Origin of the sequence: Maledivibacter sp. (genome assembly GCA_025210375.1) — a bacterium.
GTDB lineage: Bacteria > Bacillota > Clostridia > Peptostreptococcales > Caminicellaceae > JAOASB01.
Genome location: JAOASB010000019.1, coordinates 102922 through 121534, shown reverse-complemented (window position 1 = coordinate 121534; position 18613 = coordinate 102922). Strand labels below are relative to the sequence as shown.

Genomic DNA, 18613 nt, shown 5'->3' with positions numbered 1-18613 from the left:
TAGAAAGTAATTATGCAATTTGCTCATGTGTCAAATTTCAATTTACTTTTATTTATAATTAGTTTCTCACATTATTCTTTTTATATGTTAGAAATAGTAGGGGGATATGGAGAAATTTTTAATTTTTTAAAATTTCAGAAGGATAATTTCCTTATATGTAGAATATAGATATTAAGAAAACGTTACCAAATTTCTTGGCAATGCTATAGGGATTGCACCGAAAGGTGCTTATTTTTTTGTCTTTTTTTCCTTAACTTTTCTTTCTATATCATCGCTAAAGCTAACATGTTCATCGGTAAAGCTTAATCCTACCCCTACACCTTCTCTATTATGGACAGTTGGATTCTTTTTGCCAACAATACCTTTTCTATTTTTCCTAGTCATAAGAAACCTCCTCAAAATATTTAGTATTTTTCCATATATTTATTATGGGTAAAGAAGTATAATTATATGCTAAAAAAATAAGGAATATGTTTTATGTCTAGCTCCATTCTTATGGAAGAGCTTAAAAGAATCTCTATAACTAACATTCAGCATGTAACCTATCATTTAAAAACGTTTTAATCCTTTAGCTTTACAATATCTCTACATTTCCATCCAATTTATATATGACATCCTTTCTTTCAACAATAATTGTAATTTTTTCAAGTAACTCATCATCATTTTTAATATTTTTAAGTAGTTCCCTTGATGGATTTATAGCTATAGGATGTCCCAGCATTTTCAGCATGGAATAATCACCATTGGTATCTCCATAGGAGTAGCTTTCACTTAAATCAATATTATATTTGTTCACGAATTCCATTATAGCTTTGTGCTTGCTTTCCGAATCCCACATTTGAATGATTTCACCAGTAAAGTTATTGTTTTCATCTATTATGTATTGTGTTCCTCTATAATTGGTGACCTTGTATTTTTCTGCCATCCTTTGTACTAAATAGGCAGGACTTCCAGAAATAAAAAATATCTTATGATTCTGAGACTTATGCCAAGCGATTCTAGCTCTAGTATATCTATATACTTTATCTCCTTTAAGATCTATAACCTGGTTATTAATGAATTCCATGTGGCTTTTATTTAAACCCTTTATAGATTTAATATAAATTTGTGCTAGTTCTAACAAGTAATCATCAAAATTTCCACGCCTCTTTTGCCAGTCATAGTAAGTATGCTTTACATGATTATGCCATAGTGCAGGGTCTACTACTTCATATTTTAATAATTTTTTAAAATGCTCAATCATAAGGGAGTTCCTATATAAGGTTCCATCAATATCTAAAAAAGCACCTATATTTGTCATAAAATCACCTCTGAATAATATTGTAACAAAATTTTTTAAAAAAAATAGAATATGTAGTAAAAAAAGAAATAAAAATTTCTTCCAAAAATGATTAGTTATTAAAAAAAATGGTATTAATTAAATATACATATTCATATCCAAAATCCCTTTATAATACATATACAAATATATTAATATATATCCCCCTAGGTATATTTCTTTAAACTAAAATTGAAAATATTCACAGAAATTATTTGAAAATTATAAATCAAGCTTAAATAGGGACAGTGTATATAGGGTTTTCATAGCATAACTTAACTGTTTAACTGGAATATCTATAGGAAATTTGAGATGTAATTTGTTATATTTTATTATATGTTTTAAAATTTAACGAGGGGTGATGCTTCATGTTAATTGCAATGATCTATGCTCTTATAATGACAGTCTTCATTGGTTTCATAATTGAGAATTTTAAGCTCAGCTTTGATCTTAGAAAAGTAGAATCGATTAATTTAAAAATACAAAACATTATTTCTAAGATACTTTTAGATAAAAAATACTTTGATATATTCATTGTAAATGATATAAGAAAGGTTTTTAATGAAGAATTCCTTAATACAAATATGTTAGATAAATATGAATTATATAAAATAAATGATTCCAAAATAAAAGTAAGATATTCTAAGGGATATGTAATAGAAGAATTAGAAATATTAGCTTCTGAGGGAGAAGTTCAATTAATAGAGATAAATAAAGAGGTCATGGAATAATAGAAATCCGCGAAATTATTAAAAAAAGCAATAATTGAAAAACATTGTCAAAATGTTTAAAGCCATTAAACTAGGGTAAGTATAAAATACCACCCCCTTTTAAATGTTAATTTTATTAATATCCATCCACTAGCTCCTTTTAATGGGGGCTGTATCAAAAGCTAATTCCTTTAATTCAGCCCCCGGGATTTTTCAGAATGAATAAAGTTCTTCGTTATTCTGAAAAATCCCATTAGTTTTGTTTAGTTTAGAGTATTTATAGGAAGGTTAAAAAAAGTACAATTTAATTTTCTATAAATAATCTTGGTTTAATATATTCATCACATTGTTTATTATTCTTGCTGTTATTCCCCATATTATATGCTTATCATATTCGTAAAATGATATAGGATATTTGCCAGATCTGAAATTATAAACTTTGCCATTTTGAATTTTTTCAAAGGGAAAGTCCTCTGACATTTGTAGATTATTCTTCACAAAGTATGTTTCCGGTGAGTTGTTTACGAAAAAGTCCATGGGTACTGTGAAAATGGAACCTACCTCATCCAGATTAAAATTAATATTTTTGATATCTATATTTTTTATAAAACCCACAAATGGATATATTATTAAATTGAAAGGAGTTACTATGTAGTCAGTTTGTCCAATTATTTCTATATCCGATTCCTTTATATTTAATTCCTCACAAGTTTCTCTTATTGCGGATTGTAAAGGGGATTCATTCTCTTCAATTTTTCCACCTGGAAAGCAAATTTCTCCCGGTTGAGTTTTTAAACTTTCAGATCTTACTTCAAATAAAAGATGAATATTGTCATTTACATATATTAATGGAATCAATACCCCATAGGATTTATAATTACCTTCAGGAACAGGCTTTCTTGATTTCAGTTTATTATATATATTGTCTAGTTGCATAGAACCACCTCGATTAGTCATATTGTATATAAATATCTCTATTATTATAACATTTACATGAGGAAATTGCATAACTCTTACTTAAAACTCTTTATAGTATAAATCTAAAGTTTATATATACATTTCAGAATGTATATATATTTATATTATAGTCTAAAATACAAAAAGAGATTATTTTTGGAGGTGCTTATATGACAAATATGGATCACTTAAGTGTAATGAGTATCAGTATAGACCATAGAACTAACTCTGCCCCAAGGGTGCAAGAAATTTTAACAGAGCATGGGGAACTTATATTAGGTAGATTTGGGATACACGATCCTAGAGAAGAAAATACTGGTTTAATCACAGTTAACTTAAGGGGAGAACGAAGACGAATAAATAATATGATGGATGAATTAAAGGGCTTGGATGGTGTAAAAGTAAATCATATGGAAGCATAAATAAAGGTGCCTGTAGGCATCTTTATAGTTCTGAGTTGTAAGCTCTAAGGTTGGGATCATTCTTATAGGTTTTTTAGATAAAAAATTTTATTGTAAATCTACTAGTAATAGTGATTATACAAAACAAAGCAGTTCCATCAGGAACTGCTTAATTTACGATTGATAATTGGTAAAATATGTAAAAGTTTTTTAAGTAACCTTTTGACAATAGTATATACTAAAAATGCCATTATGGCAAGAAAAAGTTAGAAAAACTAAGAAAAATATAGGTTTGAAAATCTTACTATTGGTGTTAGCATTGACTTAAATTAATTGACGTTTTACGTTATTTTAAGTTTATTCATAAATTATATATAATTATTGGTACTTATTAAAGTTTAGGAGGATAAAGTATGTTAGCTAATAAGCATCCCGATTATATTGGGGAGAAAGATTATTTAAAGGATACATGCGGGTGTATAGATAAAGAAGGGATTTATTTACAGGAAGAGATACAAACATATAAAAACCAATTAGAAGGATTTAGAAAATTATCCGGGGGAGGATACAGCAACGAATATGAAATAACCAGTCATTTGTACGAGATAAATGCTAAAAAATTGGGGCTGCTTAAAAGAGCTAAAAACAAACCCTATTTTGGTAGAATAGATTTTCGACAATTGGGTAAAGATGAATTTGAACCATTCTATATTGGAAAAACTAGTCTTGTAAGAAGGGAAGATGATAAAAGGCTAATAATAGATTGGAGGGCTCCCATAGCAGGCTTATACTATAGTGGAGAGCTTGGTGAAGCCATGTATACAGCACCACAAGGCTTAATAATGGGAGATTTAGAACTAAAAAGACAATATGAAATTGAAGATAGACAGCTGGTTAATATATTTGATAAGGGCTTAACTCCAATGGATGAGTTTCTACAGAAGGCTCTGTGGCAAAAGAAGGACAATAGGTTAAAGGACATTGTCACGACAATACAGGGTGAACAGAATGATATTATACGGGCTGATAAAGGGGATGTAGTTATAGTACAGGGGGTTGCAGGGAGTGGGAAAACCACAATAGTTCTTCATAGAATTGCTTATCTAATGTATACCTATAAGGATATCTTAAAACCTGAAAATATTCTCATTATTGTACCGAATAATCTTTTTTTAAATTATATAGGCGATGTATTACCGGATTTGGGGGTAGAAGAAATTACTCAATCTACCTTTGAAGATATTGCAGTAAAGCTTCTAGAAGGAGAATATACATTTGTAGATAGTGAAGACAAGCTTTTAAAATTGTTAGATTATGATTCGTTTTCTTTTCATCAAAGGCGCAATATTAAGTTCTTTTCATCCTTTAAGGGTTCAACTCTTTTTAAAGAAATACTCGATAATTTTCTTGAAGACTTTATAAATACCTTGGTTCCACCAATTGATCTTAAAATAAATGACTATATTATTTATTCCTACACTGATATAAAAAAAATGTTCTATAAAGACTATAGCTATCTTCCTGTTTCATCAAGAATAGAAAGAATACGAAAATATTTTAAACAGACTTTAAATGAAAGGATAGATAGCTTAAAGGATAGGATTAATGGAAAATATAATGGGCTTGTTAGTGAAATAAAGAAACTTAGAAGTGATGAGAAAGAGCTAAGAAAAAAGCTTATAGAAATATATGATGAAAGGGATAGGCTTTTAAATTCAATAGATAGCAATATACAACCATCCATAGCTAAGTATTTTAAAATGTGGGGAGATATAAAAACAGAAGATTTGTATAGGGAGCTGTTGACTGATTACGCTCACCTAGATAAATACTGTAACGGGGAACTAGAGGAAGGGCATATAAATTTTATTATAGAGTATTCTAAAAGGATTTTTGATGGTGAATATTTTGAGAGAGAAGATTTACCTCCATTATTATATATGAAAAATAAATTGATGGGATTAAGCTTGAAAAAAAGATTCAGCCATATAGTCATTGATGAGGCCCAAGATTATAGTCCTCTACAAATGATGATCCTAAAGGAACTAAGTTCAAATAATTCCTTTACTATAGTCGGAGATCTATCCCAAGGGATTCACTCATATAGAGGTATAGATAATTGGAATGATATAATTAATAATGTGTTTAAAAATAGAAAAATAAATTATTTAACCATAAAAAAATGTTATAGGTCCACTATGGAAATAATGAATTTTGCAAATGAAGTAATAAGAAAATTAAATAAACCGGATATTACTTTGGCGGAGCCTGTCCTTAGGGCTGGAGAAAAGCCCTATATTATCCAAAAAGAAAGTAAAGAAGCAATTATAAATGAAATGGCTAAAAATATAGGAATACTACAGAATGAAGGGCATAGGTCAATTGCCATCATATGCAAGACCAGTATCCATAGTAATGAAGTTTATAAAAAAATAAATAAATTTCAGGTAAGGGATGTTCAGTTAATTATCCACAAGGATATAGAATATAAAGGTGGGGTAGTTATTATTCCGTCATATTTAGCTAAGGGATTAGAGTTCGATGCAGTAATGGTATATGATTGTTCTAAGGATATATATTTTAATGATGAACTCCATACAAAGCTATTTTATGTTGCAATAACAAGGGCACTGCACAAACTTTATATTTATTATAGAGAAGAACCCTCTGAGCTTATAAAGGGTATAAATGAAAATTACTATAACTTATTATAATAACCATGGTGACTATAGAAAACTATTTTATTTAAAAATTATGTTACAATAATAATTGGGATAACATTATATAGGAGGAAGAAATGATTAAAAGATTTGCTTCGTATTATAAGCCCCATAAAAAGCTTTTTATATTGGATATGATTTGTGCAATAGTTGTTGCAGCATTGGACTTAGTTTTTCCGATGTTTTCGAGAAGTTTTATAGATGATTTTATACCTAATGGTAAAATTAGATTAATAATTACCTTTACTATATTGATTATAGCAATGTATATTATTAGAATGATTTGTCAATTTATAATGCAATACTGGGGACATGTTATGGGATCGAGGATTGAGTTTGATATGCGAAAGGATTTATTTAAGCATATTCAGATTTTACCCTTTAAATATTTTGATGACAATAAAACTGGGCAAATTATGTCTAGACTTGTGGGAGATTTAAGGGAGATTGCTGAGACTGCCCATCATGGGCCAGAGGATATATTTATAGCTTCGATTATGATTATTGGGAGCTTTATAATTTTACTTAAAATTAATGTGATATTAACCCTAGTGGTATTTTTATTTGTTATATTACTTATATTATTTACTATCAACAAAAGAAAAGCTATGGCAATAGCCTTTAGAAATGTAAGAAGAAATCATGCGGATATAAATGCACAGTTGGAAAATAGTATTTCAGGTATAAGGCTTTCAAAATCCTTTGCAAATGAAGAATTTGAGATGGATAAATTTGAAATTAATAATATGGCATATAGAGAGTCCTGGACATTTGCTTATAAAGCTATGGGTGTTTTTTCATCGGGAACTCATTTTTTAGCGGATATGCTTAATGTAGTAGTTATTTCACTGGGGGGCATATTGAAATACTATGATATGATTAGTATGGGAGATTTAGTCGCATATCTTTTATACATGGCATTTATGCTTAGGCCCGTTAGAAGACTTATTCAATTTACTCAACAATTTCAATCTGGGATTGCGGGTTTTGAAAGATTTGTTGAATTAATGAATGTACAGTCAGACATAATTGATGGGGAAAATGCAATAGACTTAAAGAATCCAAAGGGAGAAATCAAATTTATCAATACATATTTTAGATATGGGGACAAGGATGAATGGGTATTAGAGGATGTGAACCTAAAGATCGATTCGGGAAAAACTATTGCCCTAGTAGGGCCTTCCGGTGTAGGCAAGACAACTATATCAAACTTGATACCTAGATTTTATGAAGCTCAAAAAGGAGATATCATAATTGACAACACAAATATTAAAGATATAAAATTACATTCCCTAAGAAAAAATATTGGTTTTGTCCAGCAGGATGTATTTATTTTCTGGGGAACAATAAGGGAAAATATACTGTATGGTAACCCCGATGCTACGGATAGGGAGATTGTAGAGGCCGCTAGAAAGGCAAATATACATGAGTTTATAATGGATCTTAAGAATGGATACGATACTATAGTTGGAGAACGAGGAGTAAAGCTTTCCGGTGGACAAAAACAAAGGATTGCTATAGCCAGGGTGTTTTTAAAGAATCCTCCTATATTGATATTAGATGAAGCCACATCATCCCTAGATAATGCTACGGAGCTTGCCATTCAGAAATCTATTGAGCATCTAGCTAAGGATAGAACAACCATTATCATAGCCCACAGATTATCTACTATAAAGAATGCCGATGAAATTTTAGTCCTCACTGACAACGGTATTAAGGAAAAGGGAAGCCATGAAGAATTAATTAAGCTTGAGGGGATTTATTGGGAGCTGTATAAGGCACAGTTTAAAGGACATATTCCACATATCATAAAATAATGGGGTGGTAGTCAATGAAGCATATTTTTGTTGTAGATGACGAGAAAAACATAAGGGAGCTTGTTAAGAAGTATCTTGAAAAAGAAGGCTATAAAGTAACACTTTTTGAAAATGGAATGAATTTATTAAGTAAAACCAAAGAGCTATGCCCGGATCTAATAGTTCTTGATATAATGATGCCTGGTATAGATGGTATAGAGCTTTGTAAAGAGATTAGAAAGACAAGCGATATTCCCATAATATTTATATCCGCCAAGGACGAAGAATTTGATAGGATATTAGGCTTAGAGATTGGCGGGGATGATTATCTTTCAAAGCCATTTAGTCCAAGGGAACTAGTTGTTAGAATAAAAAATATTTTCCGTCGGATGGGGAAAAATGAAAGGCTTGAAGAGGTAATAAAGTCAAAGGATATAGTTATCGATATAAAAAGAAGAACTGCGGAAAAAGATGGTAAAGAATTAAAGTTAACCACAAAGGAATATGAACTTATTGAGTTTCTCATTAAAAATAAAAATATTCCCTTTACAAGGGAGCAATTAATAGAAAATGTTTGGGGCTATGATTATTTAGGTGATCTAAGAGTAATTGATGACTTAGTAAAGAGAATAAGAAAGAAACTAAAAAATGTGGATTCTCATCTTGAGATAAGTACGGTGTGGGGATATGGATATAAAATTAGTGAGTAAAAGAGGGAAAATAGGGAAGAAGCTTATATTAAGCTATATGTTAGTTTTAATCATAGCCTTTTTAGTAGTTGGAGTTACCTTTAAGAGTATATTGACAAATTATCTAGTAGATCAAGCTAAAAAAGAACTTTTAGTGGAGGGTAAAAAGATTGCTCAAAATCTATCAAGAATACCTTTTCGGAGAGAAAGGATCAAAGAAAAGTTAGCAAATAACAGGTCTTTACAGATTTTAGGACGGCATATAGACGCTAGGATTATAGTTTTGGACAATGATGGGAATACAATATATACGAGTTTCAATGGTAGTGACAAAAAAATGTTAGCAATGCTTAGAAAAGCAGAAGAGTTTGAAGAAAAGGGGTATGTCACTGTTAAAGTGCCCATAAAGGGAAATAACAGCAGAAATATGGGTTATGTTGTATTGCTGACAAGGGTAATGGAATTAAATGGACTAAATAGTGTAAGGCTTCGTATGCTTTTGAAAAGCTTTTTAGTTGCAGCAGGGGTTGCCCTTATTGTCAGCTTATTTTTAGAAAGAAGTTTAGTTAAACCATTGATGAGGCTTAGAAACAAAATGAATAATTTCTCAGTTAAAAACTTTGATGAAAAAATATATATTAACACTAATGATGAAATAGAAGAATTGGCTAATAGCTTTAATATTATGGCTAATAAGCTAAAGAGTTATGATGAGCGGCAGAGAAGGTTTCTTCAGAATGCTTCCCATGAGCTTAAGACCCCCCTTATGTCCATCCAGGGCTATGCAGAGGGAATTAAGGATGGCGTAATAGAAGGAGACGATATAAATCAAAGTCTAGATATTATTATTGAAGAGAGTCAAAGAATGAAAAAATTAGTAGATGAAATTATTTATTTAACTAAGCTTGAAAATGTGGAGGAGATATTTGAGCTTAAAGAAGTTGACTTAGTTCAGATTGCAAATAATGCTATAAAGACCGTTAAATCATTGGCATTAGATAAGGGAATAGAAATACGTTTAGAAGCTGAAGGCGTAAAACTAGGCAACTATGACGAGGAAAAAATGAAAAGAGCCTTCATAAATCTAGTAGGAAATGGGATCAGATATGGAAATAGGATAGTATTTGTTAAAATAGAAGATGTGAGAAAATATACATTAATAGAAGTAATGGACGATGGACAAGGCTTTAAGAACGATGAAGAAAAAAAGATATTTGATAGATTTTATAAGGGTAAAAAAGGCGGAAGTGGAATAGGATTGGCAATAACCAAAGCAATAGTCGAAGGCCATGGAGGAACTATTTATGCCTATAACCATGAAAACCTTGGGGCGGCCTTTAGAATTAAGATACCTAAATCATAGGAAAGAGGAAACAAAATGAAACGTCTGGATGTAATTATAATAGCTGTAATAATTGTCATTTCCATAGCTTCATTAGGTGTTTTGAAAATATTTAATGATAAAAGCTATGAAGAAAAATACGTGCATATTTATGTGGATGGAGAATTGATAAAGACAATCCCCCTTGATGCTGCATCGGATGGGGAAGAATTTACTGTTAAAACTGAGCTAGGTATAAATATTATCAAAATTGAAAATGGAATGGTTGGAATAGTAGATGCGGATTGTCCCGATAAAATTTGTGTTAAAGACGGGCCCATAAGTAAACCAGGAGAAATACTTGTTTGTTTACCCCATAAGGTCGTTGTGGAGATAAAAGGGCATAGCAAAGGGGAAGTTGATGGGTTATCCTATTAGGGTGATAGAAGAAAATAGACTTTTTTACCCTAATAGGAGAAAACGGGGTTTGTAAAGGGAACCAAGGGGAAACCTCAGGGACTGCTTTTGTTCCCTAGGTTTTATTGGCGTACATTTATAAGATTTTTAATATAATCTATATCATTAAACAAATCCTTTAAATAACTATCTCCACAAAAATTAACTAAAAGCTCTAAATTTATAATCCCACTATAATTATTTTGTAATAAAAAATCAATCTGTTCTTTGAAATCAATATCACTTTTTTTAAGGGAAATATGGGATATTGACTTTTTTATATCTATTCCATGGATATGGCTATAGATTATATTTTCATAAAAGGCATTATCAAGGGGGGCTTTTCCCGGGTAATAATTAAATGAATCATGGCATATATCAAGGCATACACCTAGCTGAGAACCCTTGAATTCACTGGATATATATACTATATCCTCTCTAGAACTTCCGATTGCAGCTTCATTTTTGTTAAGTGTTTCTATAGCTAATTCAAGCTGAATATTTTTTTTATCTAAGAAATTCAAATACCAGTCAAGGAAGCTAAGGGTATTATAAAGAGCTTTTTCCTTGTTTGCGGGGTCTTTATAAACTGCTCCATGGATGGTTAATATAGATGGCTTGCATATAATACTTTGCATATCAGAAATAATAGATACTAAGGATTCATATTTACATTTGATATCTTTCCTGTATTCATTAAAATTCATTATTTCATATAGGAAATCATGGGCAAAGTATGGAACGTGATAATTTGTTTCAATATTTAGTTCATCACAAAGCTTCGCTATTTCACAATAGTTACTTCCAGGTAATATTGTTTTATCTGGACTAACTTCTATACTTGAAGCACCCATTTCATTTGTTTTAAATAGTAATTCATTAGGTGGGATTCTATCAAAAATTTTTTCATCTAGAGTAAATCCTATATTCATATTGAACCTCCAAATTATTTGATTGTATATAAAAAATTATCATAATGATATTATCTAATATTAAATAGACTTTGGCAAACCCTTATAGAATTTAAAACTTACTATTTGACCTAGGATATTTTTGGAATATATAATCTAATATAGATTTATGCTTAAAAAGAGGAGAGATTATTTTGATATTGATGATAGATAACTACGATTCCTTCACCTATAACCTTGTTCAGTATCTAGAATGCTTAAAGGAAGATGTTTTAGTTTATAGAAATGATGGGATAGATATAGATGAAATCCATAGGTTGAGACCACAGATGATAGTTTTATCACCAGGGCCATGTACACCTAATGAATCGGGAGTATGTATGGATGTAGTGCAGGAATTTAAAGGAAAAATTCCTATACTAGGTATATGTTTAGGACACCAGACTATTGGACAAGTATTTGGTGGAAAAGTTATAAAGGCTATTCAACCGGTTCATGGAAAGGTACATCCTATAAGACATACAAATAAGGGGGTATTTAAAGGATTAAATGATCCCCTTAAGGTTACGAGATATCATTCATTGGTTTTAGAAAGACAGAGTCTGCCAGAGTGCTTTGAAATAACTGCTGAAACCTTTGAAGGAGAAATAATGGGAATAAGGCACAAAGAATATTTGATAGAGGGTGTTCAATTCCATCCAGAAGCAATACTTACAGAAATGGGAATGGAGCTTTTAGAAAATTTCTTAAGGGAAGCTAAAAAGTTTATGATAAGCAGGTGAGCATATGATGAAGAAATTTATAATTGAAGAAATTGAAACAGATCTTAATAGCTTTGAGCTTTATTCTTTATTTAAAGATCATTCCTACAGTTTTTTCTTAGATAGTGGAATGGATCATGACTACTTGGGAAAATATTCTTTTATTGGGTTCGATCCCTTTATAGTCTTTAAATCTAAAGACGAAAATATTGATATTATAGAAGATAAAGAAATCAAGAGTTTTAAGGGCAATCCCTTTGCTCAATTAAATAAATTACTGGCTAAATATGATATGAACTATAAATGTGACCTTCCCTTTATTGGAGGAGTCGTTGGGTACTTTGGTTATGATCTATGTCACCAGATAGAGAAACTTCCAAGAACAGCAGTGGATGATGTAGATATACCCGATTGTTTTTTAGGGTTTTATGATGGTATTGTTATAATCGATCATAGAAGAAACAAGGTCTTTGTGGCTTCACTTGGAATAAAGGATGAAGCTAGAAAGGTTATAGATCCCATAATTAAAACAATTAAAGCTGGGGAAGGCAAAAGAATTAACATAAATATTGAATATGAGGAAAATAGAAAGGATTTCAAATCGAATTTTACTAGAGAGAGCTATATTAAAGCCCTTGAAAAGTTGAAGAATTATATAAAATGTGGAGATATATACCAAGCAAATCTCACTCAAAGATTTGAATGTGGATTAGATACTAGTCCCTATGAGCTTTATGGAAAGCTTAGAACCATAAATCCAGCTCCCTTTGCGAGCTTTATAGATTTTGGTGAAGGACACATTGTAAGCAGTTCCCCTGAAAGATTTATAAGGATCAAAGATAAAAGAGTTGAAACCAGACCCATAAAGGGAACAAGACCAAGGGGTAAAAACTCAGATGAGGATATAAGAAATAGAAAAGAGCTATTGTCCAGTGAAAAGGATAAAGCTGAGCTTCTCATGATAGTTGATCTTGAAAGAAATGATTTAGGGAGGATATCTAAAACGGGAACCGTGGAGGTAACACAGCTTTTTCATTTAGAAGAGTATCCCACGGTATACCACTTGGTATCAACAGTGATTGGGGAGATGAAGGATGAATGCCAAATAATAGATGTTATTACTTCTACCTTTCCCGGTGGATCAATTACTGGAGCCCCTAAGATTAGAGCAATGGAAATAATAGATGAACTGGAACCAACCCAAAGAAATGTTTATACTGGGTCTATTGGATATATAGGATTTAACGGTGAAATAGACCTTAATATAGTTATCAGAACTATACTATGTAAAAATGGGAAAGCATATTTTCAGGTAGGAGGAGGAATAGTTTGGGATTCCAATCCAGAGCTAGAATATGAAGAAACCCTCCACAAGGCAAAGGCCTTAATGATGGCATTGAATAGTAAATAGATTTGAATTGGAAGTGTTATTATGTATACATGCTTAAATGGGAAATTAATTCATATTGATAACGTCCATATATCACCACTCAATGAAGGCTTTTCTTATGGCTATGGACTTTTTGAAACCATTAAGGTTTATGAAGGAAAAATATTTTTTCTAAAAGAGCATATAGAAAGAATGGAAAAGGGAATTGATATTCTGAAACTTAGATTTATATACAATGAAGACATTATAAAAGGTTACTGTGAGGAGTTAATTAAAAAAAACAAACTGAGAAATGGTGGTTTGAAAATTTCCTATTTTAAAAACAATAATGACCCTTGCCTTTTAATTACTACTAGGCAAAATAACTATACGGAGGAGAACTACAAAAAAGGATTTAAGCTTTGCTTTGCTGATATTAGAAGAAACCCCTACTCTCCTATTGTTTATATTAAGTCCAATAACTACTTAGAAAATCTATTGGAGAGGCAAAGAGCTAAGGAAAGGGGATTTGATGAATCCATATTTTTAAATATAAATCAAAGGGTTTGCGAGGGAACCATATCTAATGTTTTCTTTATTAAAAACAAAACAGTTTATACACCTAGTATTGAGTGTGGCATTTTATCTGGAATACTTAGGGATAAGGTTATTAAGATAATAAATAATCTTGAGTTAAAGCTGGCAATCGGTGAATATGAAAAACGGGATATATACACTGCCGATGAAATCTTTCTAACTAATTCATTGATGGATATTATGCCTGTAGGTTTACTGGAAGATAAAGAATTTGACTTGAAAATTAATGGATTCACCATGGAGTTGATGAAAGAAATGAAGGCACTTTACAATTTAGAATTGTACAAATGAGGATTTCTAAATATTTAGAAATAAAATAATAATTGGACATTGACAGCCATATATAGAAAAGGTATGATTATACTATATTAATAACATCAGTGAAGAAAATATATCTATATAAATCCATAATTTGTATATAATTTGATTCAAATATGAAAATTAAGTGTTAAATTAGATTAATTGATAATATGGTGTTATAAACTTCGGATTTGGAGAGTAGAATATGAAAAAAATAAAGAAAAGGGATCAAGAGTATATAAAACAAAATAACTTAAAAATGATTCTAGATATTATTAGGAATAGACGCTCTATATCCAGGGCAGAAATTGTTAAGATAACAAACATGAGTCCCACTTCTGTTAGTAGAATTGTTGGGAAGTTGATTGATTTAGGATTAGTTAGAGAAACAGAAACCTCCTCGGGGGGAGTTGGAAGAAAAGCAATTCTATTAGATTTAAATTTAGAATCTGTGATAACCATAGGTGTATATATCAACAAGCATATTATTAATGTGGGAATTGTAAATTTTGGAGGTGAAATCTTATACAAGAATAAGATTGAACTTAACCCCAAGGATATATGTTCAGATACACTAATAGATAAAGCCTGTAGTCTTATTAGTGATACCATTAAGAATTCTAAAATAGATTCCTCGAAGATTATAGGTATAGGTGTTAGCTTGCCTGGTATCATTAACTCTAAGAATGGTGAGGTTGTTTTTTCAGCACCTTTAGGCTGGGAAAACGTAAACGTGGCACAAGCCATTGAGGGGAAACTAAATATTAAAACAATAGTAGATAATGATGTAAAGCTGGAGGCTTTAGCTGAAAGTTTGTATGGAGTAGGAAAAAATTCAGGAAAGACGGCTTTGGTTAACTTTGGAAGGGGTGTTGGATCAGCCCTAATAATAGATGGTGAAATATTCAGAGGCGTGACAAATATCGCAGGAGAAATAGGACATATAACCATTGATCCAAACGGGATTTTATGTGAGTGTGGAAGACGTGGATGCCTTCAAACATTTATAGTTGAAGATAATCTAATTGAAGAAGCAAATAAAGTAAGAAAGATAGTTGATGTAAAAGAAATATTTAAGGCGGCAAGTATTGGAGAAAGTTGGGCAGAAAGCATTTTAGAGCGTGCTGTAACATACATGTGTATAACTATCAATAATATAGTTTGTATGTATAACCCCGACACTATAGTTTTAAGAGGAAGTTTAGTTGAAGCATATCCAGAAATAATCAAAGAAGTTGAGGAAAAATGTAAAACATCTATTTGGGCCCCTCTTAGAGGAACTTTTAAAATATTGTATTCCGAGTTAAAAAGTGAGTCGGATATTATTGGGCCAGCGATCCTAGCTTTAGATGTTTGTTTGAGTCTGGATATTTAAAAATTTACATATGTATAAATTGAAGTTTTGACTAGAGGCTTTATAAGGTTTGGCTTTAGACTATTTACTTATATTTTCTATAGGGATTTTAGTATAGACTTTAACTTATACTATGAGGACCCTATACTCAATATTTATATTAAAATGACATAGTTTATTTTGATATTAAATATAGAAAATTTAGGTTTTAGTAGCATATATTATAAATGATGTATACAGGAGGTGAAATTAAAAAAGCTGCAACATGATAGGTTGAAATTAAAATAATTCAGAGGGATAACAAGAAATAAACTTCTGAAACACAATGTTTTCGTTAATTCTATGAACATTACTGAAGAAATTTAGAGGGGGACTTGTTTATGAAAAAACTAATTGCTTTATTTATGGTAATTATATTGTCTATTTCCGTTGTTGCATGTTCTAGCAATAACCAAGAAGTAGCTAAGGCACCGGAAGAGACAAAGGAAAACACAGCAGCAGAAAATGAAGATGTTAATATGACAATAGCAGTTAATGCCGAAATTATTTCCCTTGATCCACACGATATATCAGATACTTTATCAGGATCAGCAGCTAGTACAATGTATGAGTCACTATATGACTATAAGCTAGATATGACTTTAGAGCCTACTTTAGCTACAAGCTATGAAGTGTCTGAGGATGGACTGGAATATACCTTCCATATAAGAGAAGGAGTTACATTCCATGATGGAACTGCACTTAATGCAGAGGCCGTTAAATCTAACTTTGATAGAATTAGCAATAAAGATAATAACTTAAGAAGACGTAGAAGTCTTTTACATGTTGTTAGTACAGAAGTAATAGACGAATATACATTACTAATTAAATTAGATACTCCATTTGCACCAATGCTTAATAGAATTGCATCTATTTCAATAATTAGTCCAACTGCCCTTGAGAAGTATGGAAATGATGGAATTATTACCAACCCAGTTGGAACTGGTCCATATGTATTTGAAAAGTGGACTCCAGGAGATAAGATGGTTGTAAGAACCAACAAAAACTATTGGAGAGAAGGACCAAAGATTGATACCCTTACATTCAAACCTGTTGTTGAGAATGGTGCTAGAATAGCAATGTTACAAACAGGTGAGGCGGATTATATCTATCCAATGCCTACAGAGCAAGTTAAGGCTGTGGAAGGTGACAAGAATATAGAAATAATAGAAGGCCCTTCTACTATCGCAAGATTCACATTCTTAAATATGTCAAAGGATATTTTTTCAAATGTAAAGGTTAGACAAGCTATTAACCATGCTATAGATAAAAAAGCTTATGCTAAAGTTGTTAAGTCTGGTTATGCAGTACCACTTACTTCCCATGTACCTTCAACTATAAACTATCATGTAGCTCAGCCAGAGTATGAATATGACTTAGAAAAAGCTAAGAAGCTTATGGCTGAGGCAGGATATCCAGATGGATTTAAAACTCATATTTGGGCTCCAAACGATACTGAAAATATGAAAGGTATGCAGTTTATAAGTCAGCAATTAGCTCAGATAGGTATAGAGGTAGAAGTTGTTCCAATGGAAGAGGGAACTCTATCAGAGTCTATTTATTCACCTCAAACTCCAGAGGAATCTAAAGTTAATATGTGGTATGTAAGCTGGTCAGCTTTTGATTTCGATGGTGCAACTACTAAATTATTCCATAGTGCTAATATACCTCCAACAGCTCCTAATGTATCATACTACATGAGCCCTAAGGCAGATGAACTTATTGATGCAGGTGCTACAGAGGTAGATCCTGAAAAAAGAGCTAAAATATATGAAGAACTACAACAAGTTATCTGGAATGATGCACCATGGATATTCATGGGATCAGATGTATTATTATCAGCTAAGAGAAATACTACACAAGGAATCTTCGTTGATCCAAGTGGCGGCATAAAAGCTATAGACGCAGCTACTAGTAAATAGTGAATAAAATTAAGAGTAGTTAAAGCAATTTAACTGCTCTTTAAATTTCAATAGAGAGTGGGGGAAAAAGTGAAACAATATGTCCTAAAAAGACTTTTAAATATAATTCCCTTAATGATAGTGGTATCAATTATAATATTTATGTTTATTCATTTGATACCAGGGGATCCGGCTAGGATTGTAGCAGGACAAAAAGCAACTTTAGAAGAGATAGAGATAATGAGAGAACAGCTAGGTCTAAATGATCCTTATATTGTACAATATAAGAATTTTATGGTTGGAATATTGACAGGTAATTGGGGAAAATCAATTAAAACAGGACTACCGGTTTGGGAAGTCATAATGCCAAGGATGAAACCTACTTTAATTCTTGCGATATTCTCTATAGTATGGTCTGTGATTGCAGGAATAAGTATAGGTGTAGTATCTGCTATTAAGCGTGGAAAATTAATTGACTATATCGTTATGATCGCTGCATCATCGGGTATATCCCTTCCACTTTTTTGGCTAGGTCTTATGCTTATGCAAATATTCTCAGTAAAGCTTGGTTGGTTTCCCACAACAGGAGTAGATTCACTTTCAAGCTATGTATTACCTTCAATCACATTAGGTGCAGGTATTACAGCTATGATAGCACGTTACACCAGATCATCAATGATTGAAATATTAAAGGAAAATTACATTAGGACATCTAGGGCAAAGGGATTGAGCGAATTTATTGTTATAAATAAGCATGCCCTTAGAAATTCCCTTGTAGATGTAATAACCATAGTGGGGCTACAGTTTGGCTTTCTATTAGCAGGATCAGTACTAATAGAAACGGTTTTTGCAATACCTGGACTTGGACGACTACTCATAGATTCAATATTATTTAGAGATTATACAGTTGTTCAAACTGTTATGCTGATATTTACATTTCAGTTTATTATAATTAATTTAATTGTGGATGTGCTTTATGGAGTAGCTAATCCGAAGATTAGATATCAATAAGG

General features: G+C 31.4%; 17 protein-coding genes. 13 read left to right on the top strand and 4 right to left on the bottom strand.

Annotated elements, in window-relative coordinates; genetic code table 11:
* Nucleotides 1-228: 228 nt before the first annotated feature.
* Nucleotides 229-384, bottom strand: coding sequence for a hypothetical protein (locus N4A68_06555; GenBank protein MCT4563968.1), 156 nt, complete (start codon nucleotides 382-384; stop codon nucleotides 229-231).
* Nucleotides 385-574: 190 nt separating this feature from the next.
* Nucleotides 575-1300, bottom strand: a complete 726-nt coding sequence (locus N4A68_06550; protein MCT4563967.1) for an HAD-IB family hydrolase — start codon at nucleotides 1298-1300, stop codon at nucleotides 575-577.
* 386 nt (nucleotides 1301-1686) lie between these two features.
* Here N4A68_06550 and N4A68_06545 point away from each other — a divergent pair, with 386 nt between their 5' ends.
* Nucleotides 1687-2049 (top strand): hypothetical protein, encoded by a 363-nt coding sequence (locus tag N4A68_06545; protein MCT4563966.1) that lies wholly within the window; start codon nucleotides 1687-1689, stop codon nucleotides 2047-2049.
* A gap of 291 nt (nucleotides 2050-2340) precedes the next feature.
* On the opposite strand, the gene N4A68_06540 is transcribed toward N4A68_06545, so the two are convergent.
* Nucleotides 2341-2964 (bottom strand): CoA pyrophosphatase, encoded by a 624-nt coding sequence (locus tag N4A68_06540; GenBank protein MCT4563965.1) that lies wholly within the window; start codon nucleotides 2962-2964, stop codon nucleotides 2341-2343.
* A gap of 191 nt (nucleotides 2965-3155) precedes the next feature.
* On the opposite strand from N4A68_06540, the gene N4A68_06535 reads away from it, so the two are divergent.
* The 6 genes from N4A68_06535 (at nucleotide 3156) to N4A68_06510 (ending at nucleotide 10350) form a co-directional block, all read left to right on the top strand.
* The gene (locus N4A68_06535; GenBank protein MCT4563964.1) at nucleotides 3156-3407 is read left to right on the top strand and encodes a hypothetical protein; all 252 of its coding nucleotides are present in this window, start codon (nucleotides 3156-3158) and stop codon (nucleotides 3405-3407) included.
* 392 nt (nucleotides 3408-3799) lie between these two features.
* A complete protein-coding gene (locus tag N4A68_06530; GenBank protein MCT4563963.1) occupies nucleotides 3800-6100 on the top strand; it encodes a UvrD-helicase domain-containing protein in 2301 nt (766 codons plus the stop codon).
* A gap of 83 nt (nucleotides 6101-6183) precedes the next feature.
* On the top strand, nucleotides 6184-7923 hold the full coding sequence (locus N4A68_06525) for an ABC transporter ATP-binding protein/permease (protein ID MCT4563962.1): 1740 nt from the start codon (nucleotides 6184-6186) through the stop codon (nucleotides 7921-7923).
* Nucleotides 7924-7937: 14 nt separating this feature from the next.
* Nucleotides 7938-8612: a response regulator transcription factor gene (locus tag N4A68_06520; GenBank protein MCT4563961.1), complete on the top strand. Its 675-nt coding sequence runs from the start codon at nucleotides 7938-7940 to the stop codon at nucleotides 8610-8612.
* Entirely contained in the window at nucleotides 8590-9954 is a 1365-nt protein-coding gene (locus N4A68_06515; GenBank protein ID MCT4563960.1) for a HAMP domain-containing histidine kinase, read from the top strand. Before N4A68_06520 ends, N4A68_06515 begins: the two co-directional genes overlap by 23 nt.
* Nucleotides 9955-9969: 15 nt before the next feature.
* Nucleotides 9970-10350 (top strand): NusG domain II-containing protein, encoded by a 381-nt coding sequence (locus N4A68_06510; protein MCT4563959.1) that lies wholly within the window; start codon nucleotides 9970-9972, stop codon nucleotides 10348-10350.
* 101 nt (nucleotides 10351-10451) lie between these two features.
* Here the strand turns inward: N4A68_06510 and N4A68_06505 are convergent, their stop codons facing one another.
* Nucleotides 10452-11300: a sugar phosphate isomerase/epimerase gene (locus N4A68_06505; protein ID MCT4563958.1), complete on the bottom strand. Its 849-nt coding sequence runs from the start codon at nucleotides 11298-11300 to the stop codon at nucleotides 10452-10454.
* Nucleotides 11301-11473: 173 nt separating this feature from the next.
* Here N4A68_06505 and N4A68_06500 point away from each other — a divergent pair, with 173 nt between their 5' ends.
* The 6 genes from N4A68_06500 (at nucleotide 11474) to N4A68_06475 (ending at nucleotide 18611) form a co-directional block, all read left to right on the top strand.
* Entirely contained in the window at nucleotides 11474-12061 is a 588-nt protein-coding gene (locus tag N4A68_06500) for an aminodeoxychorismate/anthranilate synthase component II (protein MCT4563957.1), read from the top strand.
* Between the two features lie 4 nt (nucleotides 12062-12065).
* Complete coding sequence (gene pabB / locus N4A68_06495) at nucleotides 12066-13451, top strand: aminodeoxychorismate synthase component I (protein MCT4563956.1); 1386 nt, start codon at nucleotides 12066-12068, stop codon at nucleotides 13449-13451.
* Between the two features lie 21 nt (nucleotides 13452-13472).
* Nucleotides 13473-14297, top strand: coding sequence for an aminotransferase class IV (locus N4A68_06490; GenBank protein ID MCT4563955.1), 825 nt, complete (start codon nucleotides 13473-13475; stop codon nucleotides 14295-14297).
* A gap of 214 nt (nucleotides 14298-14511) precedes the next feature.
* Nucleotides 14512-15681: an ROK family transcriptional regulator gene (locus N4A68_06485; protein MCT4563954.1), complete on the top strand. Its 1170-nt coding sequence runs from the start codon at nucleotides 14512-14514 to the stop codon at nucleotides 15679-15681.
* A 359-nt stretch (nucleotides 15682-16040) separates the two neighbouring features.
* Nucleotides 16041-17621, top strand: a complete 1581-nt coding sequence (locus N4A68_06480; GenBank protein ID MCT4563953.1) for a glutathione ABC transporter substrate-binding protein — start codon at nucleotides 16041-16043, stop codon at nucleotides 17619-17621.
* A gap of 69 nt (nucleotides 17622-17690) precedes the next feature.
* Nucleotides 17691-18611, top strand: a complete 921-nt coding sequence (locus N4A68_06475; protein ID MCT4563952.1) for an ABC transporter permease subunit — start codon at nucleotides 17691-17693, stop codon at nucleotides 18609-18611.
* The last annotated feature ends 2 nt before the right edge of the window (nucleotides 18612-18613 follow it).

Excerpts from the sequence above, each read along its gene's own strand:
- N4A68_06515 (MCT4563960.1), top strand. The coding sequence starts at position 8,590 with ATGGATATAAAATTAGTGAGTAAAAGAGGGAAAATAGGGAAGAAGCTT.
- N4A68_06510 (MCT4563959.1), top strand. The coding sequence starts at position 9,970 with ATGAAACGTCTGGATGTAATTATAATAGCTGTAATAATTGTCATTTCC.
- N4A68_06550 (MCT4563967.1), bottom strand. The coding sequence starts at position 1,300 with ATGACAAATATAGGTGCTTTTTTAGATATTGATGGAACCTTATATAGG.
- N4A68_06485 (MCT4563954.1), top strand. The coding sequence starts at position 14,512 with ATGAAAAAAATAAAGAAAAGGGATCAAGAGTATATAAAACAAAATAAC.
- N4A68_06505 (MCT4563958.1), bottom strand. The coding sequence starts at position 11,300 with ATGAATATAGGATTTACTCTAGATGAAAAAATTTTTGATAGAATCCCA.
- N4A68_06540 (MCT4563965.1), bottom strand. The coding sequence starts at position 2,964 with ATGCAACTAGACAATATATATAATAAACTGAAATCAAGAAAGCCTGTT.
- N4A68_06555 (MCT4563968.1), bottom strand. The coding sequence starts at position 384 with ATGACTAGGAAAAATAGAAAAGGTATTGTTGGCAAAAAGAATCCAACT.
- N4A68_06530 (MCT4563963.1), top strand. The coding sequence starts at position 3,800 with ATGTTAGCTAATAAGCATCCCGATTATATTGGGGAGAAAGATTATTTA.
- N4A68_06480 (MCT4563953.1), top strand. The coding sequence starts at position 16,041 with ATGAAAAAACTAATTGCTTTATTTATGGTAATTATATTGTCTATTTCC.
- N4A68_06535 (MCT4563964.1), top strand. The coding sequence starts at position 3,156 with ATGACAAATATGGATCACTTAAGTGTAATGAGTATCAGTATAGACCAT.
- N4A68_06520 (MCT4563961.1), top strand. The coding sequence starts at position 7,938 with ATGAAGCATATTTTTGTTGTAGATGACGAGAAAAACATAAGGGAGCTT.
- pabB (MCT4563956.1), top strand. The coding sequence starts at position 12,066 with ATGATGAAGAAATTTATAATTGAAGAAATTGAAACAGATCTTAATAGC.
- N4A68_06525 (MCT4563962.1), top strand. The coding sequence starts at position 6,184 with ATGATTAAAAGATTTGCTTCGTATTATAAGCCCCATAAAAAGCTTTTT.
- N4A68_06545 (MCT4563966.1), top strand. The coding sequence starts at position 1,687 with ATGTTAATTGCAATGATCTATGCTCTTATAATGACAGTCTTCATTGGT.
- N4A68_06490 (MCT4563955.1), top strand. The coding sequence starts at position 13,473 with ATGTATACATGCTTAAATGGGAAATTAATTCATATTGATAACGTCCAT.